The sequence below is a fragment of the Amycolatopsis sp. NBC_00348 genome, assembly GCF_036114655.1.
Lineage (GTDB): Bacteria > Actinomycetota > Actinomycetes > Mycobacteriales > Pseudonocardiaceae > Amycolatopsis.
In genome coordinates, this window is the sequence record NZ_CP107994.1 from 9,183,068 (window position 1) to 9,199,317 (window position 16,250).

At 72.1% G+C, this 16,250-nt stretch carries 16 protein-coding genes; 9 read left to right on the top strand and 7 right to left on the bottom strand.

Annotation, left to right across the window (positions count from 1 at the left end; genetic code table 11):
• The first annotated feature begins 68 nt into the window (after positions 1-68).
• The 4 genes from guaB to OHS58_RS41330 all read left to right on the top strand — a co-directional run bounded on the left by guaB (position 69) and on the right by OHS58_RS41330 (position 4,008).
• Positions 69-1,580, top strand: coding sequence for an IMP dehydrogenase (gene guaB, locus OHS58_RS41315; protein ID WP_326946064.1), 1,512 nt, complete (start codon positions 69-71; stop codon positions 1,578-1,580).
• Positions 1,581-1,806: 226 nt separating this feature from the next.
• Complete coding sequence (locus tag OHS58_RS41320) at positions 1,807-2,301, top strand: hypothetical protein (RefSeq protein WP_326946065.1); 495 nt, start codon at positions 1,807-1,809, stop codon at positions 2,299-2,301.
• Between the two features lie 2 nt (positions 2,302-2,303).
• Entirely contained in the window at positions 2,304-2,798 is a 495-nt protein-coding gene (locus tag OHS58_RS41325) for a hypothetical protein (RefSeq protein ID WP_328645928.1), read from the top strand.
• A gap of 76 nt (positions 2,799-2,874) precedes the next feature.
• Positions 2,875-4,008, top strand: coding sequence for a GuaB3 family IMP dehydrogenase-related protein (locus tag OHS58_RS41330; protein WP_247060642.1), 1,134 nt, complete (start codon positions 2,875-2,877; stop codon positions 4,006-4,008).
• Here OHS58_RS41330 and OHS58_RS41335 read toward each other — a convergent pair.
• Positions 3,992-4,195, bottom strand: coding sequence for a DUF397 domain-containing protein (locus tag OHS58_RS41335; RefSeq protein ID WP_328645929.1), 204 nt, complete (start codon positions 4,193-4,195; stop codon positions 3,992-3,994). The genes OHS58_RS41330 and OHS58_RS41335 overlap by 17 nt on opposite strands.
• A gap of 164 nt (positions 4,196-4,359) precedes the next feature.
• Here OHS58_RS41335 and OHS58_RS41340 point away from each other — a divergent pair, with 164 nt between their 5' ends.
• The 3 genes from OHS58_RS41340 (at position 4,360) to OHS58_RS41350 (ending at position 8,459) form a co-directional block, all read left to right on the top strand.
• On the top strand, positions 4,360-6,072 hold the full coding sequence (locus OHS58_RS41340; protein ID WP_328645930.1) for a GMC family oxidoreductase: 1,713 nt from the start codon (positions 4,360-4,362) through the stop codon (positions 6,070-6,072).
• A 10-nt stretch (positions 6,073-6,082) separates the two neighbouring features.
• Positions 6,083-6,805 (top strand): maleylpyruvate isomerase N-terminal domain-containing protein, encoded by a 723-nt coding sequence (locus OHS58_RS41345; RefSeq protein ID WP_326946069.1) that lies wholly within the window; start codon positions 6,083-6,085, stop codon positions 6,803-6,805.
• Between the two features lie 118 nt (positions 6,806-6,923).
• Positions 6,924-8,459: an FAD-dependent oxidoreductase gene (locus tag OHS58_RS41350; protein WP_442792254.1), complete on the top strand. Its 1,536-nt coding sequence runs from the start codon at positions 6,924-6,926 to the stop codon at positions 8,457-8,459.
• A gap of 1 nt (position 8,460) precedes the next feature.
• Here the strand turns inward: OHS58_RS41350 and OHS58_RS41355 are convergent, their stop codons facing one another.
• The gene (locus tag OHS58_RS41355) at positions 8,461-9,906 is read right to left on the bottom strand and encodes an aldehyde dehydrogenase family protein (protein WP_328645931.1); all 1,446 of its coding nucleotides are present in this window, start codon (positions 9,904-9,906) and stop codon (positions 8,461-8,463) included.
• A 66-nt stretch (positions 9,907-9,972) separates the two neighbouring features.
• Positions 9,973-11,007: a zinc-dependent alcohol dehydrogenase family protein gene (locus OHS58_RS41360; RefSeq protein WP_328645932.1), complete on the bottom strand. Its 1,035-nt coding sequence runs from the start codon at positions 11,005-11,007 to the stop codon at positions 9,973-9,975.
• A 74-nt stretch (positions 11,008-11,081) separates the two neighbouring features.
• Here OHS58_RS41360 and OHS58_RS41365 point away from each other — a divergent pair, with 74 nt between their 5' ends.
• A complete protein-coding gene (locus OHS58_RS41365) occupies positions 11,082-11,690 on the top strand; it encodes a rhomboid family intramembrane serine protease (protein ID WP_328645933.1) in 609 nt (202 codons plus the stop codon).
• Positions 11,691-11,712: 22 nt separating this feature from the next.
• On the opposite strand, the gene OHS58_RS41370 is transcribed toward OHS58_RS41365, so the two are convergent.
• Positions 11,713-12,183 (bottom strand): hypothetical protein, encoded by a 471-nt coding sequence (locus OHS58_RS41370; RefSeq protein WP_328645934.1) that lies wholly within the window; start codon positions 12,181-12,183, stop codon positions 11,713-11,715.
• 92 nt (positions 12,184-12,275) lie between these two features.
• Positions 12,276-12,821 (bottom strand): DinB family protein, encoded by a 546-nt coding sequence (locus OHS58_RS41375; protein ID WP_328645935.1) that lies wholly within the window; start codon positions 12,819-12,821, stop codon positions 12,276-12,278.
• Between the two features lie 125 nt (positions 12,822-12,946).
• On the opposite strand from OHS58_RS41375, the gene guaA reads away from it, so the two are divergent.
• Positions 12,947-14,503, top strand: a complete 1,557-nt coding sequence (gene guaA, locus OHS58_RS41380) for a glutamine-hydrolyzing GMP synthase (protein WP_326946075.1) — start codon at positions 12,947-12,949, stop codon at positions 14,501-14,503.
• 66 nt (positions 14,504-14,569) lie between these two features.
• Here the strand turns inward: guaA and OHS58_RS41385 are convergent, their stop codons facing one another.
• Both OHS58_RS41385 and OHS58_RS41390 read right to left on the bottom strand, forming a co-directional pair.
• Positions 14,570-14,809, bottom strand: coding sequence for a hypothetical protein (locus tag OHS58_RS41385; protein WP_326946076.1), 240 nt, complete (start codon positions 14,807-14,809; stop codon positions 14,570-14,572).
• Positions 14,802-16,097, bottom strand: a complete 1,296-nt coding sequence (locus tag OHS58_RS41390) for a PspC domain-containing protein (RefSeq protein ID WP_326956028.1) — start codon at positions 16,095-16,097, stop codon at positions 14,802-14,804. The genes OHS58_RS41385 and OHS58_RS41390 overlap by 8 nt, the downstream gene beginning before the upstream one ends.
• Between the last annotated feature and the right edge of the window lie 153 nt (positions 16,098-16,250).

The following is a 16,250-nucleotide window of genomic DNA, read 5'->3' on the forward strand; positions in this document are numbered from 1 at the left end:
TGAGGGGAAGGCTCCGAGTCGCCACAGCGACGCCGCTCACCCCGCGCCAGGAAGGCCCTTCACCCGCTATGACCAGCGACGGCATCACCGCCCCCGTTCCGGCCAAGTTCGCCATGCTCGGCCTGACCTTCGATGACGTGCTGCTGCTGCCGGCGGAATCGGACGTCGTCCCCAGCATGGTCGACACCGGCACCCGGCTGACCCGGAACATCACGCTCGGCGTGCCGCTGGTCTCCGCCGCCATGGACACCGTCACCGAGGCGCGGATGGCGATCGCCATGGCCCGCCAGGGCGGCATCGGCGTGCTCCAGCGCAACCTCCCGATCGACGAGCAGGCCGCCGCCGTCGAGGTGGTCAAGCGGTCCGAAGCCGGCATGGTCACCGACCCGGTCACCTGCGCGCCCGACGCCACGTTGGCCGAGGTCGACGCCCTGTGCGCGAAGTTCCGCATCTCCGGCGTGCCGGTCGCCGACGCCGCCGGCACCCTCGTGGGCATCATCACCAACCGCGACATGCGGTTCGAGGTCGACCACAGCCGCCCGGTGTCCGAGGTCATGACCAAGGCCCCGCTGATCACCGCGCAGGTCGGGGTGTCCGCGGACGCCGCGCTCGGCCTGCTGCGCCGGCACAAGATCGAGAAGCTCCCGATCGTCGACGGCGCGGGCAAGCTGCGCGGCCTGATCACGGTCAAGGACTTCGTGAAGACCGAGCAGTACCCGAAGGCGACGAAGGACCCGGACGGCCGGCTCATCGTCGGCGCCGCGGTCGGCGTCGGCGCGGACGGTCACAAGCGCGCGATGGCCCTGGCCGACGCGGGCGTCGACGTCCTGATGGTCGACACCGCGCACGGGCACTCCCGCGCGGTCGTCGACACCGTCTCGCTGCTGAAGAAGGAGCTGGGCGACGCCGTCGACATCGTCGGCGGCAACGTCGCGACCCGCGCGGGCGCGCAGGCCCTGGTCGACGCGGGCGCGGACGGCATCAAGGTCGGCGTCGGCCCGGGCTCGATCTGCACCACCCGGATCGTCGCCGGCGTCGGCGTCCCGCAGATCTCGGCGATCTACGAGGCCGACCAGGCCGCCCGCCCGGCGGGCATCCCGGTGATCGGCGACGGCGGCATCCAGTACTCCGGCGACATCGCGAAGGCCATCGCGGCCGGCGCGTCCACCGTGATGCTGGGCAGCCTGCTGGCCGGCACGGCCGAGGCGCCCGGCGACCTGATCCTGGTCAACGGCAAGCAGTTCAAGGTCTACCGCGGCATGGGCTCGCTGGGGGCCATGCAGTCGCGCGGCGAGGGCAAGTCCTACTCCAAGGACCGCTACGCCCAGGACGACGTGCTCAACGAGGACAAGCTGGTCCCGGAGGGCATCGAGGGCCGGATCCCGTTCCGCGGCCCGCTCGCCAACGTGGTGCACCAGCTGGTCGGCGGCCTGCGCGCGGGCATGGGCTACGCGGGCGCCGAGACGATCCCGCAGCTGCAGGAGGCGCAGCTGGTCCGGATCACGGCGGCCGGGCTCAAGGAGAGCCACCCGCACGACGTCACGATGACCGTCGAGGCCCCCAACTACACGACTCGCTAGGAGAGGCGCGAGCGGTGCCCCACGGCACCGCTCGCGACCTGCTCTGATTACAAGATCGCGGGTCTTCCGGCGGCAAATGCCCCCGTTCGGCCTGGGCCATAGGCCTCTTCGGCTGAACCTTCGTTACCCAGAGTGCTTACGGTAACTGGCCTATCGCCTTCCGTGGCCACCTTGGTGTGCACTGGACGCCATGACGGCCGGCCGCTTCACGCGCTTGCTCCGCAGGGTGTTCTTCACGGCAGTCGCGCTCGTCTCGCTGTTCCTCGGCGGCGTCGTCTGTCTCATGTGTCAGGTGCTCGCGGGCCGGGACGCGCCCACCTACCGCGTCGACGGGCACGTGGCGTCCCACGAGCGGGGCGAGCTCCCGGTCGGCGGCGACGACGGCGCCGTCCGGCACACCATCGGCATCGACGCGGCCGACGGGCGGCACTACAGCATCACCACGGTCGGGTCCGGCCTCGACCTGCCGCCGGGGCAGCCGGTCGCGCTCGACGTCTCGACCGCGGACGGCACCATCGCCTACCTGCGGGCCGGCGGCGGTGTGCTCGACCTGCGGGCGGGCGTGATCCGGCCGGTGCTGCTGATCGTCGCGTCGCTGCTCGCGCTGGGCGCGGTCTACTTCGGCGCGGTCCGGCTCAACGTCTATCCACCGATGGCGACCTGGCTGGCCCTGGCGCTGGGCGCGATCCTGTCACCGGTCGCCGTGTTCGTCCGCGTGTAGCCGTGGACGTCAGGCCGGCGTTGTGGGCGGTCGTCGCCGGGGCGGCGTCCACCCTCGCCGTGTTCTGGTTCCTCCAGGCCGTCGGCCCGTCCGGCTGGGAAGAAGCCGTGGTCGAGGCGGCGGACCCCGTGCAGTGGCCGGTGAGCACCGAGCCGGGTGCGGGGGAGGACCAGCAGCACCACCTCGTCCTCCGCACGGCGTCGGGTGAGCACTTCGAGGTCTGGGGCAAGGACCGGCACCTCGGCCAGTCGGCGGGGACGTGGCTCCGGGCGGAGATCTCCGATGTCGGGCGGGAGGTCCAGGCCGTCGAGGCCGACGGCAGGCGGACCACCGTCGACTCCGGCGGTCTCGGGGTCTTCCTCGCGGCGTTGATCGGGCTCGGGTTCCTGGCCGGCGCGCTCGGCGCGTGCGCCGACGCCGAGCGCCCGATCCCGGCGATGGCGGGTGCGGTGGCCGGGCTGGGAGCCGGCGCACTGCCCGTGTTCCTGCTGTTCTAACCCCCGTGCGCGGGTCACCCACACGGACTGGCGACAATGGGGCACGGCAGATTGTCGTCGTCGGAGGAGGCTTCACGTGCGGGACCTGGTCGAGATCGGGATGGGCCGCACCGCGCGGCGGGCGTATGACCTCGACGACGTCGAGATCGTGCCCTCACGGCGGACCCGGTCGTCGTCGGTGGTGTCCACCTCGTGGCAGATCGACGCCTACCGCTTCGACCTGCCGCTGGTCACCCACCCGACGGACGCGATCGTCTCGCCCGGCACCGCCGTCGCCGTCGGCGAGCTCGGCGGCCTGGGCGTGCTCAACGCCGAAGGGCTCTGGGCCCGGCACCCGAACGTCGAGGACGCGATCTTCCAGCTGGTCCGCGCGGCCGAGGACGTCGAGGACCCGACCGCCGTCGGCCGGGTGCTGCAGGAGCTGCACGCCGCGCCGATCCGGCTCGACCTGCTGACCGAGGCGATCAAGACGGTCCGCGAGTCCGGTGTCACGGTGGCCGCGCGCGTCAGCCCGCAGCACGCCGCCGAGCTGACCCCGGACCTGATCGCGGCCGGCGTCGAGATCCTCGTCGTGCAGGGCACGATCATTTCGGCCGAGCACGTGGTGCGCGACGCCGAGCCGCTGAACCTCAAGGACTTCATCGGCCGCCTCGACGTGCCGGTGATCGCCGGCGGCGTCAGCGACTACCGCACGGCGATGCACCTGATGCGCACCGGCGCGGCCGGCGTGATCGTCGGCCACGGCTACACGCCGGGCGTGACGAGCACCGACCGCGTGCTCGGCATCGGCGTGCCGATGGCCACGGCCGTCATCGACGCCGCGGCCGCCCGCCGCGACTACCTCGACGAGACCGGCGGCCGCTACGTGCACGTGCTGGCGGACGGCGGCATGACGACGTCGGGGGACATCGCGAAGGCCATCGCGTGCGGCGCGGACGCCGTCATGCTCGGCTCACCACTGGCCGCCGCGTCGGACGCGCCCGGACAGGGCCTGTACTGGACGGCGGCGGCCGCGCACCCGTCGCTGCCGCGCTCGCGCGTGGCGGCCGGGCCGGACTACGCCGTCGACCTCAAGACCCTGCTGTTCGGGCCGTCGTCCGACGCGGAGGGCGTGGTGAACCTCTTCGGCGCCCTGCGTCGCGCGATGGCGAAGACGGGTTATTCGGATTTGAAGGAGTTCCAGCGGGTGGGGCTCACCGTTCGCCGGTGAGGTGCCGCACGAAGGCCGCGAAGGCCTCCGCGGGGTAGACGAGCAGCGGGCGGGCGGCACCGAGTGCCGCTTGCTTGGTGTCCCGAACCCCGACGACGCCGGGCGCGGAACCGATCTCCACGCAGGCGTTCTCTTCGAAGTGACTGTGGCTCGACTTGCGCCAACCGGTGAGCTTCTGGGGGCCCATGTCGGTCCCTCCCGGAAATCGTGTCCCGCCGAACGGGTCTCGCCGACGTGAACATCGAGCTACTGTTTGTATACCCACAATCACCGTCCGAGAAGCGTGCAGACGGGTGACTGGCCAGTAACTTACCTCTGGTCAGGAAGCGGACCCGGGGTTACGCTCAAGGTGTGACTGCCAGTAACACCACCACCAGTGCAGATGGTTTCGACTACGACGTCGTCGTGGTCGGGTCGGGTTTCGGCGGCAGCGTCGCGGCGCTGCGGCTCACCGAGAAGGGCTACCGGGTCGCCGTCGTCGAGGCGGGGCGCCGGTTCGCCGACGACGAGTTCGCGAAGACGTCCTGGGACCTCAAGCGCTACCTGTGGGCGCCGCAGGTCGGCTGCTACGGGATCCAGCGCATCCACATGCTCAACGACGTCATGGTGCTCGCGGGCGCCGGCGTCGGCGGCGGGTCGCTCGTCTACGCGAACACGCTCTACCGGCCGCTGAAGCCGTTCTACGCCGACCAGCAGTGGTCGCACATCACCGACTGGGAGTCCGAGCTCGCGCCGCACTACGACCAGGCGAGCCGGATGCTCGGGGTCGTCACGAACCCGACCATCACGCCGTCGGACGTCGTGATGCGCGACGTCGCGAAGGACATGGGCGTCGGCGACTCGTTCCACCCGACCCCCGTCGGCGTCTACTTCGGCAAGCCGGGGGAGAAGGCGGCGGACCCGTTCTTCGGGGGCGCCGGGCCCGCGCGCACCGGCTGCACCGAGTGCGGCGCCTGCATGACCGGCTGCCGCGTCGGCGCGAAGAACACGCTGGTCAAGAACTACCTGTACCTCGCCGAGCAGGACGGCGCGCAGGTCATCCCGCTCACGACGGTGACGTCGGTCCGGCCCCGTTCGGGCGGCGGCTACGACGTCGACCTGAAGAAGACCGGGACGACGTCCCGCCGGTTCCGGACGACCATCACGGCCGAGAAGGTCGTCTTCGCCGCGGGCACGTGGGGCACGCAGAACCTGCTGCACAAGATGAAGGACACCGGCACGCTGCCCGCGCTCTCGCGGCGGCTGGGCGAGCTGACCCGGACGAACTCCGAGGCGATCATCGGCGCCGCGCGCACCGACGTCGACGAGAGCCGCAACTTCAGCCGCGGGGTCGCGATCACGTCGTCGATCCACCCGGACGAGAACACCCACATCGAGCCGGTCCGCTACGGCAAGGGCAGCAACGCGATGAGCCTGCTGCAGACCATCGCCACCGACGGCGCCTCGCCGGTGCCGCGCTGGCGGCAGGCCGTCAGCTTCATGGTCAAGCACCCGCTCCAGACGGCGAAGCTGCTCAACGGCTACCGCTGGAGCGAGCGCACGGTGATCCTGCTGGTGATGCAGAGCCTCGACAACTCGATCACGACGTACACGAAGCGCGGCCTGTTCGGCCGGCGCAAGTACACGTCGAAGCAGGGCCACGGCGAGCCGAACCCGAGCTTCATCCCGGCGGGCCACGAGGCCAACGAGCGCACGGCCGACCGCATCGGCGGCCTCGCGGGCGGCACCTGGGGCGAGATCTTCGACATCCCGCTGACGGCCCACTTCATCGGCGGTGTCCCGATCGGCGCCACGACGGACGAGGGCGTGATCGACCCCTACCACCGGGTGTTCGGCTACCCGGGCCTGTCGGTGGTCGACGGCGCGGCGATCACGGCCAACCTCGGCGTGAACCCGTCCCTGACGATCACGGCCCAGGCGGAGCGGGCGTTCTCGTTCTGGCCGAACAAGGGCGAACCGGACGAGCGCCCCGCACAGGACGTGCCGTACGTGCGGCTGGAGCCGATCGCGCCGAAGAACCCGGCCGTCCCGGCGGACGCCCCGGCGGCCCTTCGGCGGTCCTAGACTCGGGCCCGTGACGACGGCATCGGAACAGGCATCCGGGAAGGCACACGCGCTGCTCGACGGTGTGCGGCGGCTCGACGACGAATGGGCCCGTGTGGCCGGCGGGCTCGGTGAGCCCGAACTGCGCGCGCCGAGTGCGTTGCCCGGCTGGACGCGGGCGCACGTCGTGGCGCACGTCGCGCGCAACGCCGATGGCCTGCGCAACCTGCTGACCTGGGCGAACACCGGTGCCGAGACGCCGATGTACGCCAGCCCCGAGGCGCGCGAGACGGACATCGAGGCCGGTGCGCGGCAGGCGGTGCCGGACATCCTCGCGGACTTCGTCGCGTCGGCCGGGCGGTTCGAGCAGTACGCCGCGGCCATGCCGGACGACGCGTGGGCGCGCGAGGCCCGCAACCGCCAAGGCGGGCCCGTGACCGGCGCCGTCGTCGCGCGGATGCGGCTGTCCGAGCTGACCATCCACCTCGCCGACCTGGGGATCGGGCCCGACCTCGACCAGGTGCTGGCCCTGCTCGGCCCGCTCACCGAGGACGTCGTCCAGCACGCGATCACCTCGCGCGGTGCCCACCTGCCGGCGTTGCGCCTGGTCACCGACGGCTTCGAGTGGACGATGGGCGACGCGCCGAAGGAGACCGTCACGGGCACGCCCGGCGCGCTGCTGGCCTGGCTGAGCGGCCGGTCCGACGGGTCCGCCTTGGACGGTGCCGTGCCGCGCGTTCCCGCCTGGTCCTGAACGCGCCGCGGCGCGGGCGCGTGTACCCATCGAGCCGGAGCGGCTCAGCGTGTTGATGTTCTCCGGCGGACCTAGACTGGCCGCGCCGGGTGCTTCCCCCGGGGCTGAGGAGTCCGATGTGGACAGCGAGCAGGACGCGGGACAACCCGCCGGACAGCCGGACGTCTACCCCCGTATGGACCTGGACCGAAGGGCGTTCCTCCGGATCGCGGGCGTTTCGGCGGTAGGCGCGGTCGCGGCGGCCTGCTCGACCGGCGGCAGCCCGGTGCCCGTGGGCTCGACCGCGCCCACCACCGCGCCCCCGGCCTCGCCGACGACCAGCAGGCCGCCGACCGGGCCGCCGAACTGGGACGACCTGCGCACCCGGCTGACCGGTGGCCTCCTCCGTCCGGGCGACGACGACTACGAGACCGCCAAGCACGCCTTCAACCCGCTCTTCGACGGCCGCAACCCCGTCGCCGTGGCCCAGGCCTCGACGGCCCAGGATGTGCAGGCATGCGTCCAGGCCATCGCCGGCCGCGTGAGCATCGCCGCGCGCAGCGGCGGGCACAGCTACGCCGGGTACTCCGTGCCCGAGGGCGGGATGGTCATCGACCTGTCCGCGATGAACAAGGTGGAAGTCCAGGGCACCAAGGCCGTGATCGGTGCCGGCGCGAAGCTCAAGGACGTCTACGCGGCGCTCGGCGCGGCCGGGCGCGCGCTGCCCGCCGGGTCGTGCCCGACGGTCGGGATCGCCGGGCTGACCCTCGGCGGCGGCATCGGCGTGCTCGCCCGCAAGTACGGCCTGACCTGCGACCACCTCAGCTCCGCCAAGGTCGTCACGGCCGACGGCAAGCTCGTGACGGCGTCCGCGACGTCCGAGCCGGACCTGTTCTGGGCGCTGCGCGGCGGCGGTGGCGGCAACTTCGGCGTCGTCACCGAGTTCACCTTCGACACCGACCCGGCGCCGAACCTGACCGTGTTTTCGCTGCACTTCCCGGTCGGTTCGGCGGCCGACGTGCTCAACGCGTGGCAGCAGTGGATCCCCGCGATGCCGCCGGAGCTGTGGGCGAACCTGGTCGTTTCGGGCGGTTCGCCGGTCCAGTGCCGGGTCGGCGGCTGCTACGTCGGCGGCGCGTCCGGGCTGAACACGCTGCTGAACAACCTGACGACCAACGCCGGCGCGAAGCCGACGCAGCGCACCGTCCGCAGCCTCGACTACCTCGGCGCCATGAAGTACTTCGAGGGCAGCTCGGACCGCCAGTCGTTCCTCGGGTCGTCGCGGATCATCACGGCCCCGGTCGACGCGGCCAAGGTCGTCGCACTCGCCACCGGCCGCGCCGGCACCGACCTGCTCATCGACGGCCTCGGCGGCAAGGTCGGTGAACCGGCCAAGAACGCCACCGCGTTCTGGCACCGCGACGCGCTGGCCAGTGTGCAGGTCTACGCGCAGGCGACGGCGAAGAACCAGGCCAAGGTGAGCCAATCCGTCGCCGACGTCGTCGCGGGCCTCGCCGCGGCCGGCGCGGGCGGCGGCTACGTCAACTACATCGACCCGGCCCTGCCCGACTGGAAGACCGCCTACTACGGCGACAACGTCAACCGGCTGCAGGACGTCGCGAAGAAGTACGACCCCTTCAACGTCTTCCGGTTCGGGCAGGGCATCCAGGTCTGAGTCAGAGGTCGATGCCGGTGAAGACCGTGACGCGCTCCTCGGTGAGGTCGTGCATCGCGGCGAGCACGCCCTCACGGCCGATGCCGGAGCCCTTGACCCCGCCGTAGGGCATCTGGTCGGCGCGGTAGGACGGCACGTCGCCGATGATCACGCCGCCGACCTCCAGCTCCGCCGACGCGTGGAAGGCCAGCTGGACGTCCGTGGTGAAGACGCCGGCCTGCAGCCCGTACGCGGAGTCGTTGACCGACCGGAAGGCCTCGTCCACACCGTCCACAACGGACACCGCGAGCACCGGGCCGAAGATCTCCTCGGCCCACGCCTTCGTGTCCGGCGGGACGTCGGTGAGCAGCGTGGGGGCGACGGTCGCGCCGTCCCGCGTGCCGCCGGTGAGCAGCTTCGCACCCGCCGCGACGGCCTCGTCGACCCACGCGACGATCCGCTCGGCGGCGGTCTCGTCGACGACCGGGCCGACGTCGGTGTTGCGGTCGTACGGGTCGCCGGTCCGCTGCGACTGCACGGCTTCCAGCAGCTCGGGGACGAACTCGCCGGCGATCGCGGCGTCCACGATCACGCGCTGCACGGCGATGCAGGACTGCCCGGCCTGGTAGTTGCCGAAGGTGGCGATGCGGTGCGCGGCGCCTTCGGGGTCGGGCCAGTCGCGCAGCACGACGGCCGCCGCGTTGCCGCCGAGCTCGAGCACGACGTGCTTGCGCGGCGCGGCGTCGCGGATCGACCAGCCGACCGGACCGGAGCCGGTGAACGACACGACCGGCAGCCGCGGGTCGGCGACGAGCGCCTGCGTTTCCTCGTTTCCCAGTGGCAGCACGGAAAACGCGCCCTCGGGCAGGTCCGTCTCGGCCAGGATCTCGCCGAGGATCAACGACGAGAGCGGCGTCCGCGGCGCGGGCTTGACGATGATCGGCGCGCCGATCGCGAGGGCCGGCGCGACCTTGTGCGCCACCAGGTTGAGCGGGAAGTTGAACGGCGCGATGCCGAGCACCGGCCCGCGCGGGACGCGGCGGGTCAGCGCCAGCCGCGCCTCGCCTGCGGGGTCCGTGTCGAGCCGCTGGACCTCGCCGGTGAAGCGGCGGGCCTCCTCGGCGGCGATGCGGAACACCGACACCGCGCGGTTCACCTCGGCCTCGGCCCACTTCAGCGGCTTGCCGTTCTCCGCCGTGATCACTTCGGCGATCTCGTCGGCGCGGGCGGCGAGGACCCGGGAGACGTGCTCGAGCGCGCCGGCCCGGACGTGCGCGGGCAGCCGTCGCAGCTCCTTCGCGCTCGCCACCGCGGCGACGACCGCGCGCTCGACCTGCTCCGGCCCGGGAACCGCGACCGTGGCGACCTCACTGCCGTCGTACGGGTGGTGCACGACGAGGGTGGTCGCGCCCGGTTCGGGGCGGCCGGCGATCCAGGCGGGGCGCGGCTCGGGGGTGATCATGTCCATGCGTACCAACGTAATCCGGGTGGGGGTCCGGCCGAGTCGCACCCCGCCCACCCCCACCCGGACGGGTCACGGCTTGATGAGCACCTTCAGCGCCTCGCGGCCGGCCATGGCCCGGTAGCCGTCCGGGACGCCTTCGACGTCGATGGTCCGGTCGAAGACCCTGCCGGGCTGGTACTTGCCGTCGAGGACGTCCGGCAGCAGCTCGGGGATGTAGTGCCGCGCCGGCGCGACCCCGCCGGTGACGGTGACGTTGCGGCGGAACACGCCCACGCCGATCGGGCCCTCGTCGTACTGCGGCAGGCCGACGCGGCTGACCGCGCCACCCGCCCGCACGGCCCCGATGCCCATCTCGAACGCGCCCTTGGTGCCGACGCACTCGAGCACGGCGTGCGTCCCGTGGCCGCCGGTCAGCTCGCGGACCTTCTCGACGCCTTCGTCACCGCGCTCGGCGACGACGTCGGTCGCGCCGAACTCGCGGCCGAGGTCGGTGCGCGCCTGGTGGCGTCCCATGAGGACGATCCGGTCGGCGCCGAGCCGCTTCGCCGCGAGGACGGCGGAGAGGCCGACGGCGCCGTCGCCGATGACGGTGACGTTCTGGCCCGCGCTCACGCGCGCCTTCACCGCGGCGTGGTGACCGGTCGAGAAGACGTCCGACAGCGTGAGGAACGACGAGAGCAGCGCGTCATCCTCGGTGTGCGGGAGCTTGACCAGGGTGCCGTCGGCCTGCGGCACGCGCACGGCCTCGCCCTGCCCGCCGTCGACGCCCTTCGAGCCCCAGCCGCCGCCGTGCAGGCAGGACGTCTGGAGGCCTTCCCGGCAGAACTCGCAGGTGTTGTCGGAGTAGAGGAACGGGGCGACGGCGAGGTCGCCCTTCGCGACGGTCGTGACGTCGGCGCCTGCTTCCTCGACGATGCCGAGGAACTCGTGCCCGATGCGGCGGCCGTGCTCGCTCGGCTTCATGTCGGCGTAGGGCCAGAGGTCGCTGCCGCAGATGCAGGACCGCACGACGCGCAGGACGACGTCGGTGGGCTCGACCAGCTTCGGGTCGGGGACGGTTTCCACCCGCACGTCGCCGGCGCCGTAGATGACTGTCGCTCGCATGCAGGTGCCTTTCTCGGGTGGAACGTGACAAACGTCGGGGGTGCGACCACGTCGTCGCCCCTAGATTTTCCGTCATGACCACTCGCGCCGCAGCTCGCAACCCGTTCGGGGCCCTCGCCACCGGTCCCCGCCTGCCGGTGCTGACGGGCGTGGTCTTCCTGGTGACGCTGGCGTGCGGGATCGCGCAGCTGGTGCACCCGCCGCTGTACGACCACGTCGTGCGCGACGCCGCGCGCATCGACGACGGCGAGTGGTACCGCCTGCTCACCGGCATGTTCTTCCAGGACGCCTGGGCGTTCGGCCTGGTCTCGAACCTGCTCTGGCTGGCGGTGTTCGGCACGCTCGCCGAGCGCGCCTTCGGCCGGTGGCGGTGGCTGGTGCTGTACTTCGGCTGCGGGTGGTTCGGGCAGTTCATGAGCTACGTCTGGCTCAACCCGGTCGGCGCGGGCAACTCGATGTGCGTCGCCGGCCTGCTCGGCGCGCTGGCCGTGCTGGTCATCGTGGCGTCACGCCGCTACGGCGTGGTGCTGCCGATGCAGTTCCGGGTGCTGGCGTGGGCGTTGCCGGTGCTGGCCGTGGTCGACACGGTCGTCCACGACAACCACGGCGTGCCCTGCCTGCTGGGCATGGCGCTCGGCTTCGCGCTCCTGCCGCGGCCCGTCGTGAGTGTTCAGGGCGGTTAGAACCGCCCTGAACACTCACGACTCAGTCCGGGTAGTGACCGCCGAGCTGCCGCCAGTGCGCGACCAGGTGCGGCTGCACGGGCACGGCGAGGATCTCGGCGAGGTCCGCCTCGGCCTTGCACGCGGCTTCCTCGGTGCGGTCCCAGTCCTGGGCTTCCCACCGGGTGTCCGAGCCGAGCACCCCCACCGGCTGCCCGCCCGCGCCGCTGCGCAGCTCCGCCCGGGCGTGGGCGGCGGCGATCCGGTCGCAGCGCAGCTCGTCGGCCCGGCCCAGGTCCTCGGTGTGCCGGGCGTCGAGGACGATCCCGCTGCCCGAGCGCACGCCGTGCCGGACGGCGATCCGCAGGAGGTCGTTGCTGAACGCCCGCGTCTCGGCGGGCACCCACGACAGCCGTTCCCAGTCGGGCGGCGGCTGGTCGTCGGCGCGGCAGACCGCGTACCCGGGCACGTCACACCAGGTCAGCCGGCCGGACGGGCGGAGTCGGTAGAGCATGCGCGGGTCCCCCTCGGCGGCGGTCCCGGTCGGAGCCACCTTCCACCCGTTGAGTCGCACCGGCGGTGACTCGGCGTTACAAGGATCTTCGGTCAGCGGTTGCGGTAGAGGTCGCGCAGCAGCAGGACCTCGGCGCCGTGGTGGAGGGTCTCGCGGTTGATGTGCAGGACCAGCGTGGCCAGTGGTTCCGCGGCGTACGGGCCCTCCGCCGGGCCGCACGGCCGGGCGAGGCCCTCGGCGTCCAGCGCGCGCACGCCCGCGATCCAGCGGCCGTACAGCTCGTCGAGCTGGGCCAGCGCCTCGGCGGCCGTTCCCGGGTAGACGTAGGAGTCGTAGTCCATCGCGGGCCCGCCGAAGTGGGACGCCGTCCGCATGCCCAGCACGCCGACCAGGATGTGGCTGAGCCGCCAGGCGATCGTCGTGACCGGAGGCGGTTCGGGCGCGGGGTGGGCGAAGTCGATGGTGAACTCGCCCGAGCCGGGTTCGTCGTCCGACTTGCGCGGCCGCACCGTCCAGCAGCCCGGCACCGGCTCCCACAGGTACTCGTCGTCCGTGAGGCCGTCGAGCTTCGGGCGGAAGAAGTTCTGCCAGTGGAAGTCGAGCTGGTCGGCGAGCTGGGTGGTCCAATCGACAGTCATGCCGCAGACCGTAGAGCCTTTCGCGGACAGCGGCTGTCCTCGTTCGACGGTGGGGGCGGGGCCCGGGTGACCCGGCCCACCTGGGACGATGGAGACGAATCCCACCGTCGCCAGGAGGTTCCCAGGTGCCCAGTCCCACCGGTCCGGTTCTCGTCGTGGACTTCGGGGCGCAGTACGCGCAGCTGATCGCCCGGCGCGTCCGGGAGGCGCAGATCTACTCGGAGGTCGTGCCGCACAACGCGTCCGTCGAAGAGCTCCTCGCGAAGAACCCCTCGGCGATCATCCTGTCCGGCGGCCCCTCGAGCGTGTACGCCGAAGGCGCCCCGAGCATGGACCCGAAGCTCACCGAAGCGGGCGTCCCGATCTTCGGCATCTGCTACGGCCACCAGCTGCTCGCCAGCGCGCTCGGCGGCGTCGTCGAGCCGACCGGCGTCCGCGAGTTCGGCCGCACCGAGGTCCGCGTCACCGGCGACGGCGGGGTCCTGCACGCCGGCCTGCCCGCGCGCCAGCCCGCCTGGATGAGCCACAACGACAGCGTCACCAAGGCCCCGGAGGGCTCGGTCGTCACGGCCTCCTCCGACGGCGCCGTGGTGGCCGGCTTCGAAGACGTCGAGCGCCGCTTCGCCGGCGTCCAGTACCACCCCGAAGTCGCGCACTCGCCGCACGGCCAGGAGGTGCTGCGCCGCTTCCTGCACGACATCGCGGGTATCAAGCCGCAGTGGACGACGTCGTCGATCGTCGAGGAGCAGGTCCAGCGGATCACCGAGCAGGTCGGCGACGGCCGTGCGATCTGCGGCCTGTCCGGCGGCGTCGACTCCGCCGTCGCGGCCGCGCTGGTGCAGCGCGCCATCGGCGACCGGCTGACCTGCGTGTTCGTCGACCACGGCCTGCTGCGGGCGGGGGAGCGCACCCAGGTCGAGCAGGACTTCGTCGCCGCCACCGGCGTCAACCTGGTCACCGTCGACGCCCGCGACCGCTTCCTCGACGCGCTCGCCGGCGTCACCGACCCGGAGCAGAAGCGCAAGATCATCGGCCGCGAGTTCATCCGCGTCTTCGAGCAGGCCGAGCGCGACCTCAAGGCCGAGGGCGACTACCGCTTCCTGGTCCAGGGCACGCTCTACCCGGACGTCGTCGAGTCCGGCGGCGGCGAGGGCACGGCCAACATCAAGAGCCACCACAACGTCGGCGGCCTGCCCGACGACCTGCAGTTCGAGCTGGTCGAGCCGCTGCGGCTGCTGTTCAAGGACGAGGTCCGCAAGGTCGGCACCGAGCTGGGCCTGCCGGAGACGATCGTCCAGCGCCAGCCGTTCCCCGGCCCCGGCCTGGGCATCCGCATCATCGGCGCGGTCGACGCCGAGCGCCTCGAGACCCTGCGCGCGGCCGACCTGATCGCCCGCGAGGAGCTGACGGCGGCCGGGCTGGACCGCAGCATCTGGCAGTGCCCGGTGGTGCTGCTGGCCGACGTCCGCAGCGTCGGCGTCCAGGGTGACGGCCGCACGTACGGCCACCCGATCGTCCTGCGTCCGGTGTCGTCGGAGGACGCGATGACCGCGGACTGGACGCGCCTGCCGTACGAGGTCCTGGAGCGGATCTCGACCCGCATCACCAACGAGGTGGCGGAGGTCAACCGGGTGGTCCTGGACGTCACGTCCAAGCCGCCGGGCACGATCGAGTGGGAGTAAGGCCTTAAGACGGACTCGAGGCCCCGGCGTGGGATCCGGGGCCTCGAGAGAGTGGTGTGTTTTGGCTCAGCGTCGGCGTTTGCCGCCGAACGACGCGCCCAGGAGCATCAGCCCCACGAACACCGCGCCGCCCGCGATCACCCAGCGGAAGTCGAAGTGCGGCAGCCAGCTCGCGCCGTCCGAGAGGACGTACGCCGAGATCAGCAGCGTCGCGACCCCGACGATCAGGGTGAAGAAGTCCACGCCGCGCCGCGCGGGCGCCGCCTCGGCGGGATTGTCGTAGGCGTAAGGGTTCTGGTCAGCCACGGCGCACCTCCACGTCGCCCACAGTGTTCGACACGTGCAGGGTGATCTTCTGGCCGCCGACGCCGTCGGTGCCGTAGTCCGTCCCGGTCAGCGAGTCCTGGCTGATGCCGTCCGTCGACCGGTTGAAGCACTCCGCCGTACCGGCGCCGGTACGGCAGTCGAACGTGACGTCCGCCGTGTCCGGCACGGTGATCGTCGAGTTGCCGGCGCCGTTGACCACGTTCGTGGTGATCGGCGAACCGACGGGCAGCTTGGTCAGGTCGAGGTCGATGTCGCCCGCCGCGTGCTGGTAGAGCGGCTTGACGTCGGTCGCCACGACCGGCGTCACGTTGAGGTCGCCGGCGCCGCCGCGGAAGTCGAAGTTCTGGAACGGCGCCGTCGTCAGGATCATCCCGACGATCGCCAGCGGCACCGCGAGCCCGATCAGGCCCCGCCCGCCGCGGACGAACGCGCCGGTGACCAGGCCGATCCCGACCACCCCGAGCACCAGCCCGATGATGTGCTGCGCGGAGAACCAGGTGACGCCGTTGAGGTTCGCGAGCACGCCGCCACCGGCGGTCACGACGGCCAGGCCGAACGTCGCCGAGCCCACCTTCGAGCGGTGGCGGGGCACCGGTGCCTTGAACGCCTTGGGCGGCACGGGCGGCGGCGGTTCCCGGTAGGACGGTGCGTCGGGCAGGTCCCAGCCGGCCGGGTCGGCGGCGAGGGGGTCCCAGCCCCGCTGGGACGGCGACTGCGCTTCGGCGGTCGCGGTGTCGGTCATGGTGAAGGCTCCGTTCCCGGTGAAGGCCGCGGCCGGCGACCGCGGCGTGACCGGGGCCGGCCGGTTCTCGTGACCCCGGCTGCGGTGCAGCAGGTAGAGCGCGATGCCGAGCAGCGCGAAGCTGATGAGGCCGCCGCCGTCGAACCACGAGCCGCTGAAGCTCCCGCCGACGCTCACGACGGTCAGGATCGACAGCACCACGGCGAAGGCGGGCGACACCGACGAGCGCCCCCGCCCGATCAGCCCTTCGAAGCCCGAGACGTCGTCGCTCTCGCCGGGCAGGAACAGCCACCCCAGCAGGTAGAAGGTCACCCCGAAGCCACCGAAGATCGTCGCGACCACCAGGGCGACCCGCACCACGACGGGATCGATCCCGTACCGGTTCCCGATCGCCGCGGCCACCCCGGCGACCTTGCGCCCACCGTGCGGCCGCCGCGGCCGGCTGCCCCAGAAGTCCTTGACGGTCTCCTCGAAGCCGTTCAACGGACTCGGCTTCGGTGCCCGTGTCTCACTCGCACCACTCATAGGCCAAAGCATGCGCGACGGCGGTCCCGGAGACATCCGGGAAGGACCCTGATTCTCCCCGGAGAGGGTCCCCCGAGGCCGCCCCACTGGCTTTCGCCTCGTCGGGCGTTCCGCGGGCTGGAAGGGCGTCGATCCACCGGATCAGGGGGTTTC

Bases quoted from the DNA above. Each gene is read 5' to 3' on its own strand.
- OHS58_RS41365 (WP_328645933.1), top strand. From the start codon at position 11,082: ATGACCACTCGCGCCGCAGCTCGCAACCCGTTCGGGGCCCTCGCCACC.
- OHS58_RS41360 (WP_328645932.1), bottom strand. From the start codon at position 11,007: ATGCGAGCGACAGTCATCTACGGCGCCGGCGACGTGCGGGTGGAAACC.
- OHS58_RS41355 (WP_328645931.1), bottom strand. From the start codon at position 9,906: ATGGACATGATCACCCCCGAGCCGCGCCCCGCCTGGATCGCCGGCCGC.
- OHS58_RS41335 (WP_328645929.1), bottom strand. From the start codon at position 4,195: ATGGGCCCCCAGAAGCTCACCGGTTGGCGCAAGTCGAGCCACAGTCAC.
- OHS58_RS41390 (WP_326956028.1), bottom strand. From the start codon at position 16,097: ATGAGTGGTGCGAGTGAGACACGGGCACCGAAGCCGAGTCCGTTGAAC.
- OHS58_RS41375 (WP_328645935.1), bottom strand. From the start codon at position 12,821: ATGACTGTCGATTGGACCACCCAGCTCGCCGACCAGCTCGACTTCCAC.
- guaB (WP_326946064.1), top strand. From the start codon at position 69: ATGACCAGCGACGGCATCACCGCCCCCGTTCCGGCCAAGTTCGCCATG.
- OHS58_RS41370 (WP_328645934.1), bottom strand. From the start codon at position 12,183: ATGCTCTACCGACTCCGCCCGTCCGGCCGGCTGACCTGGTGTGACGTG.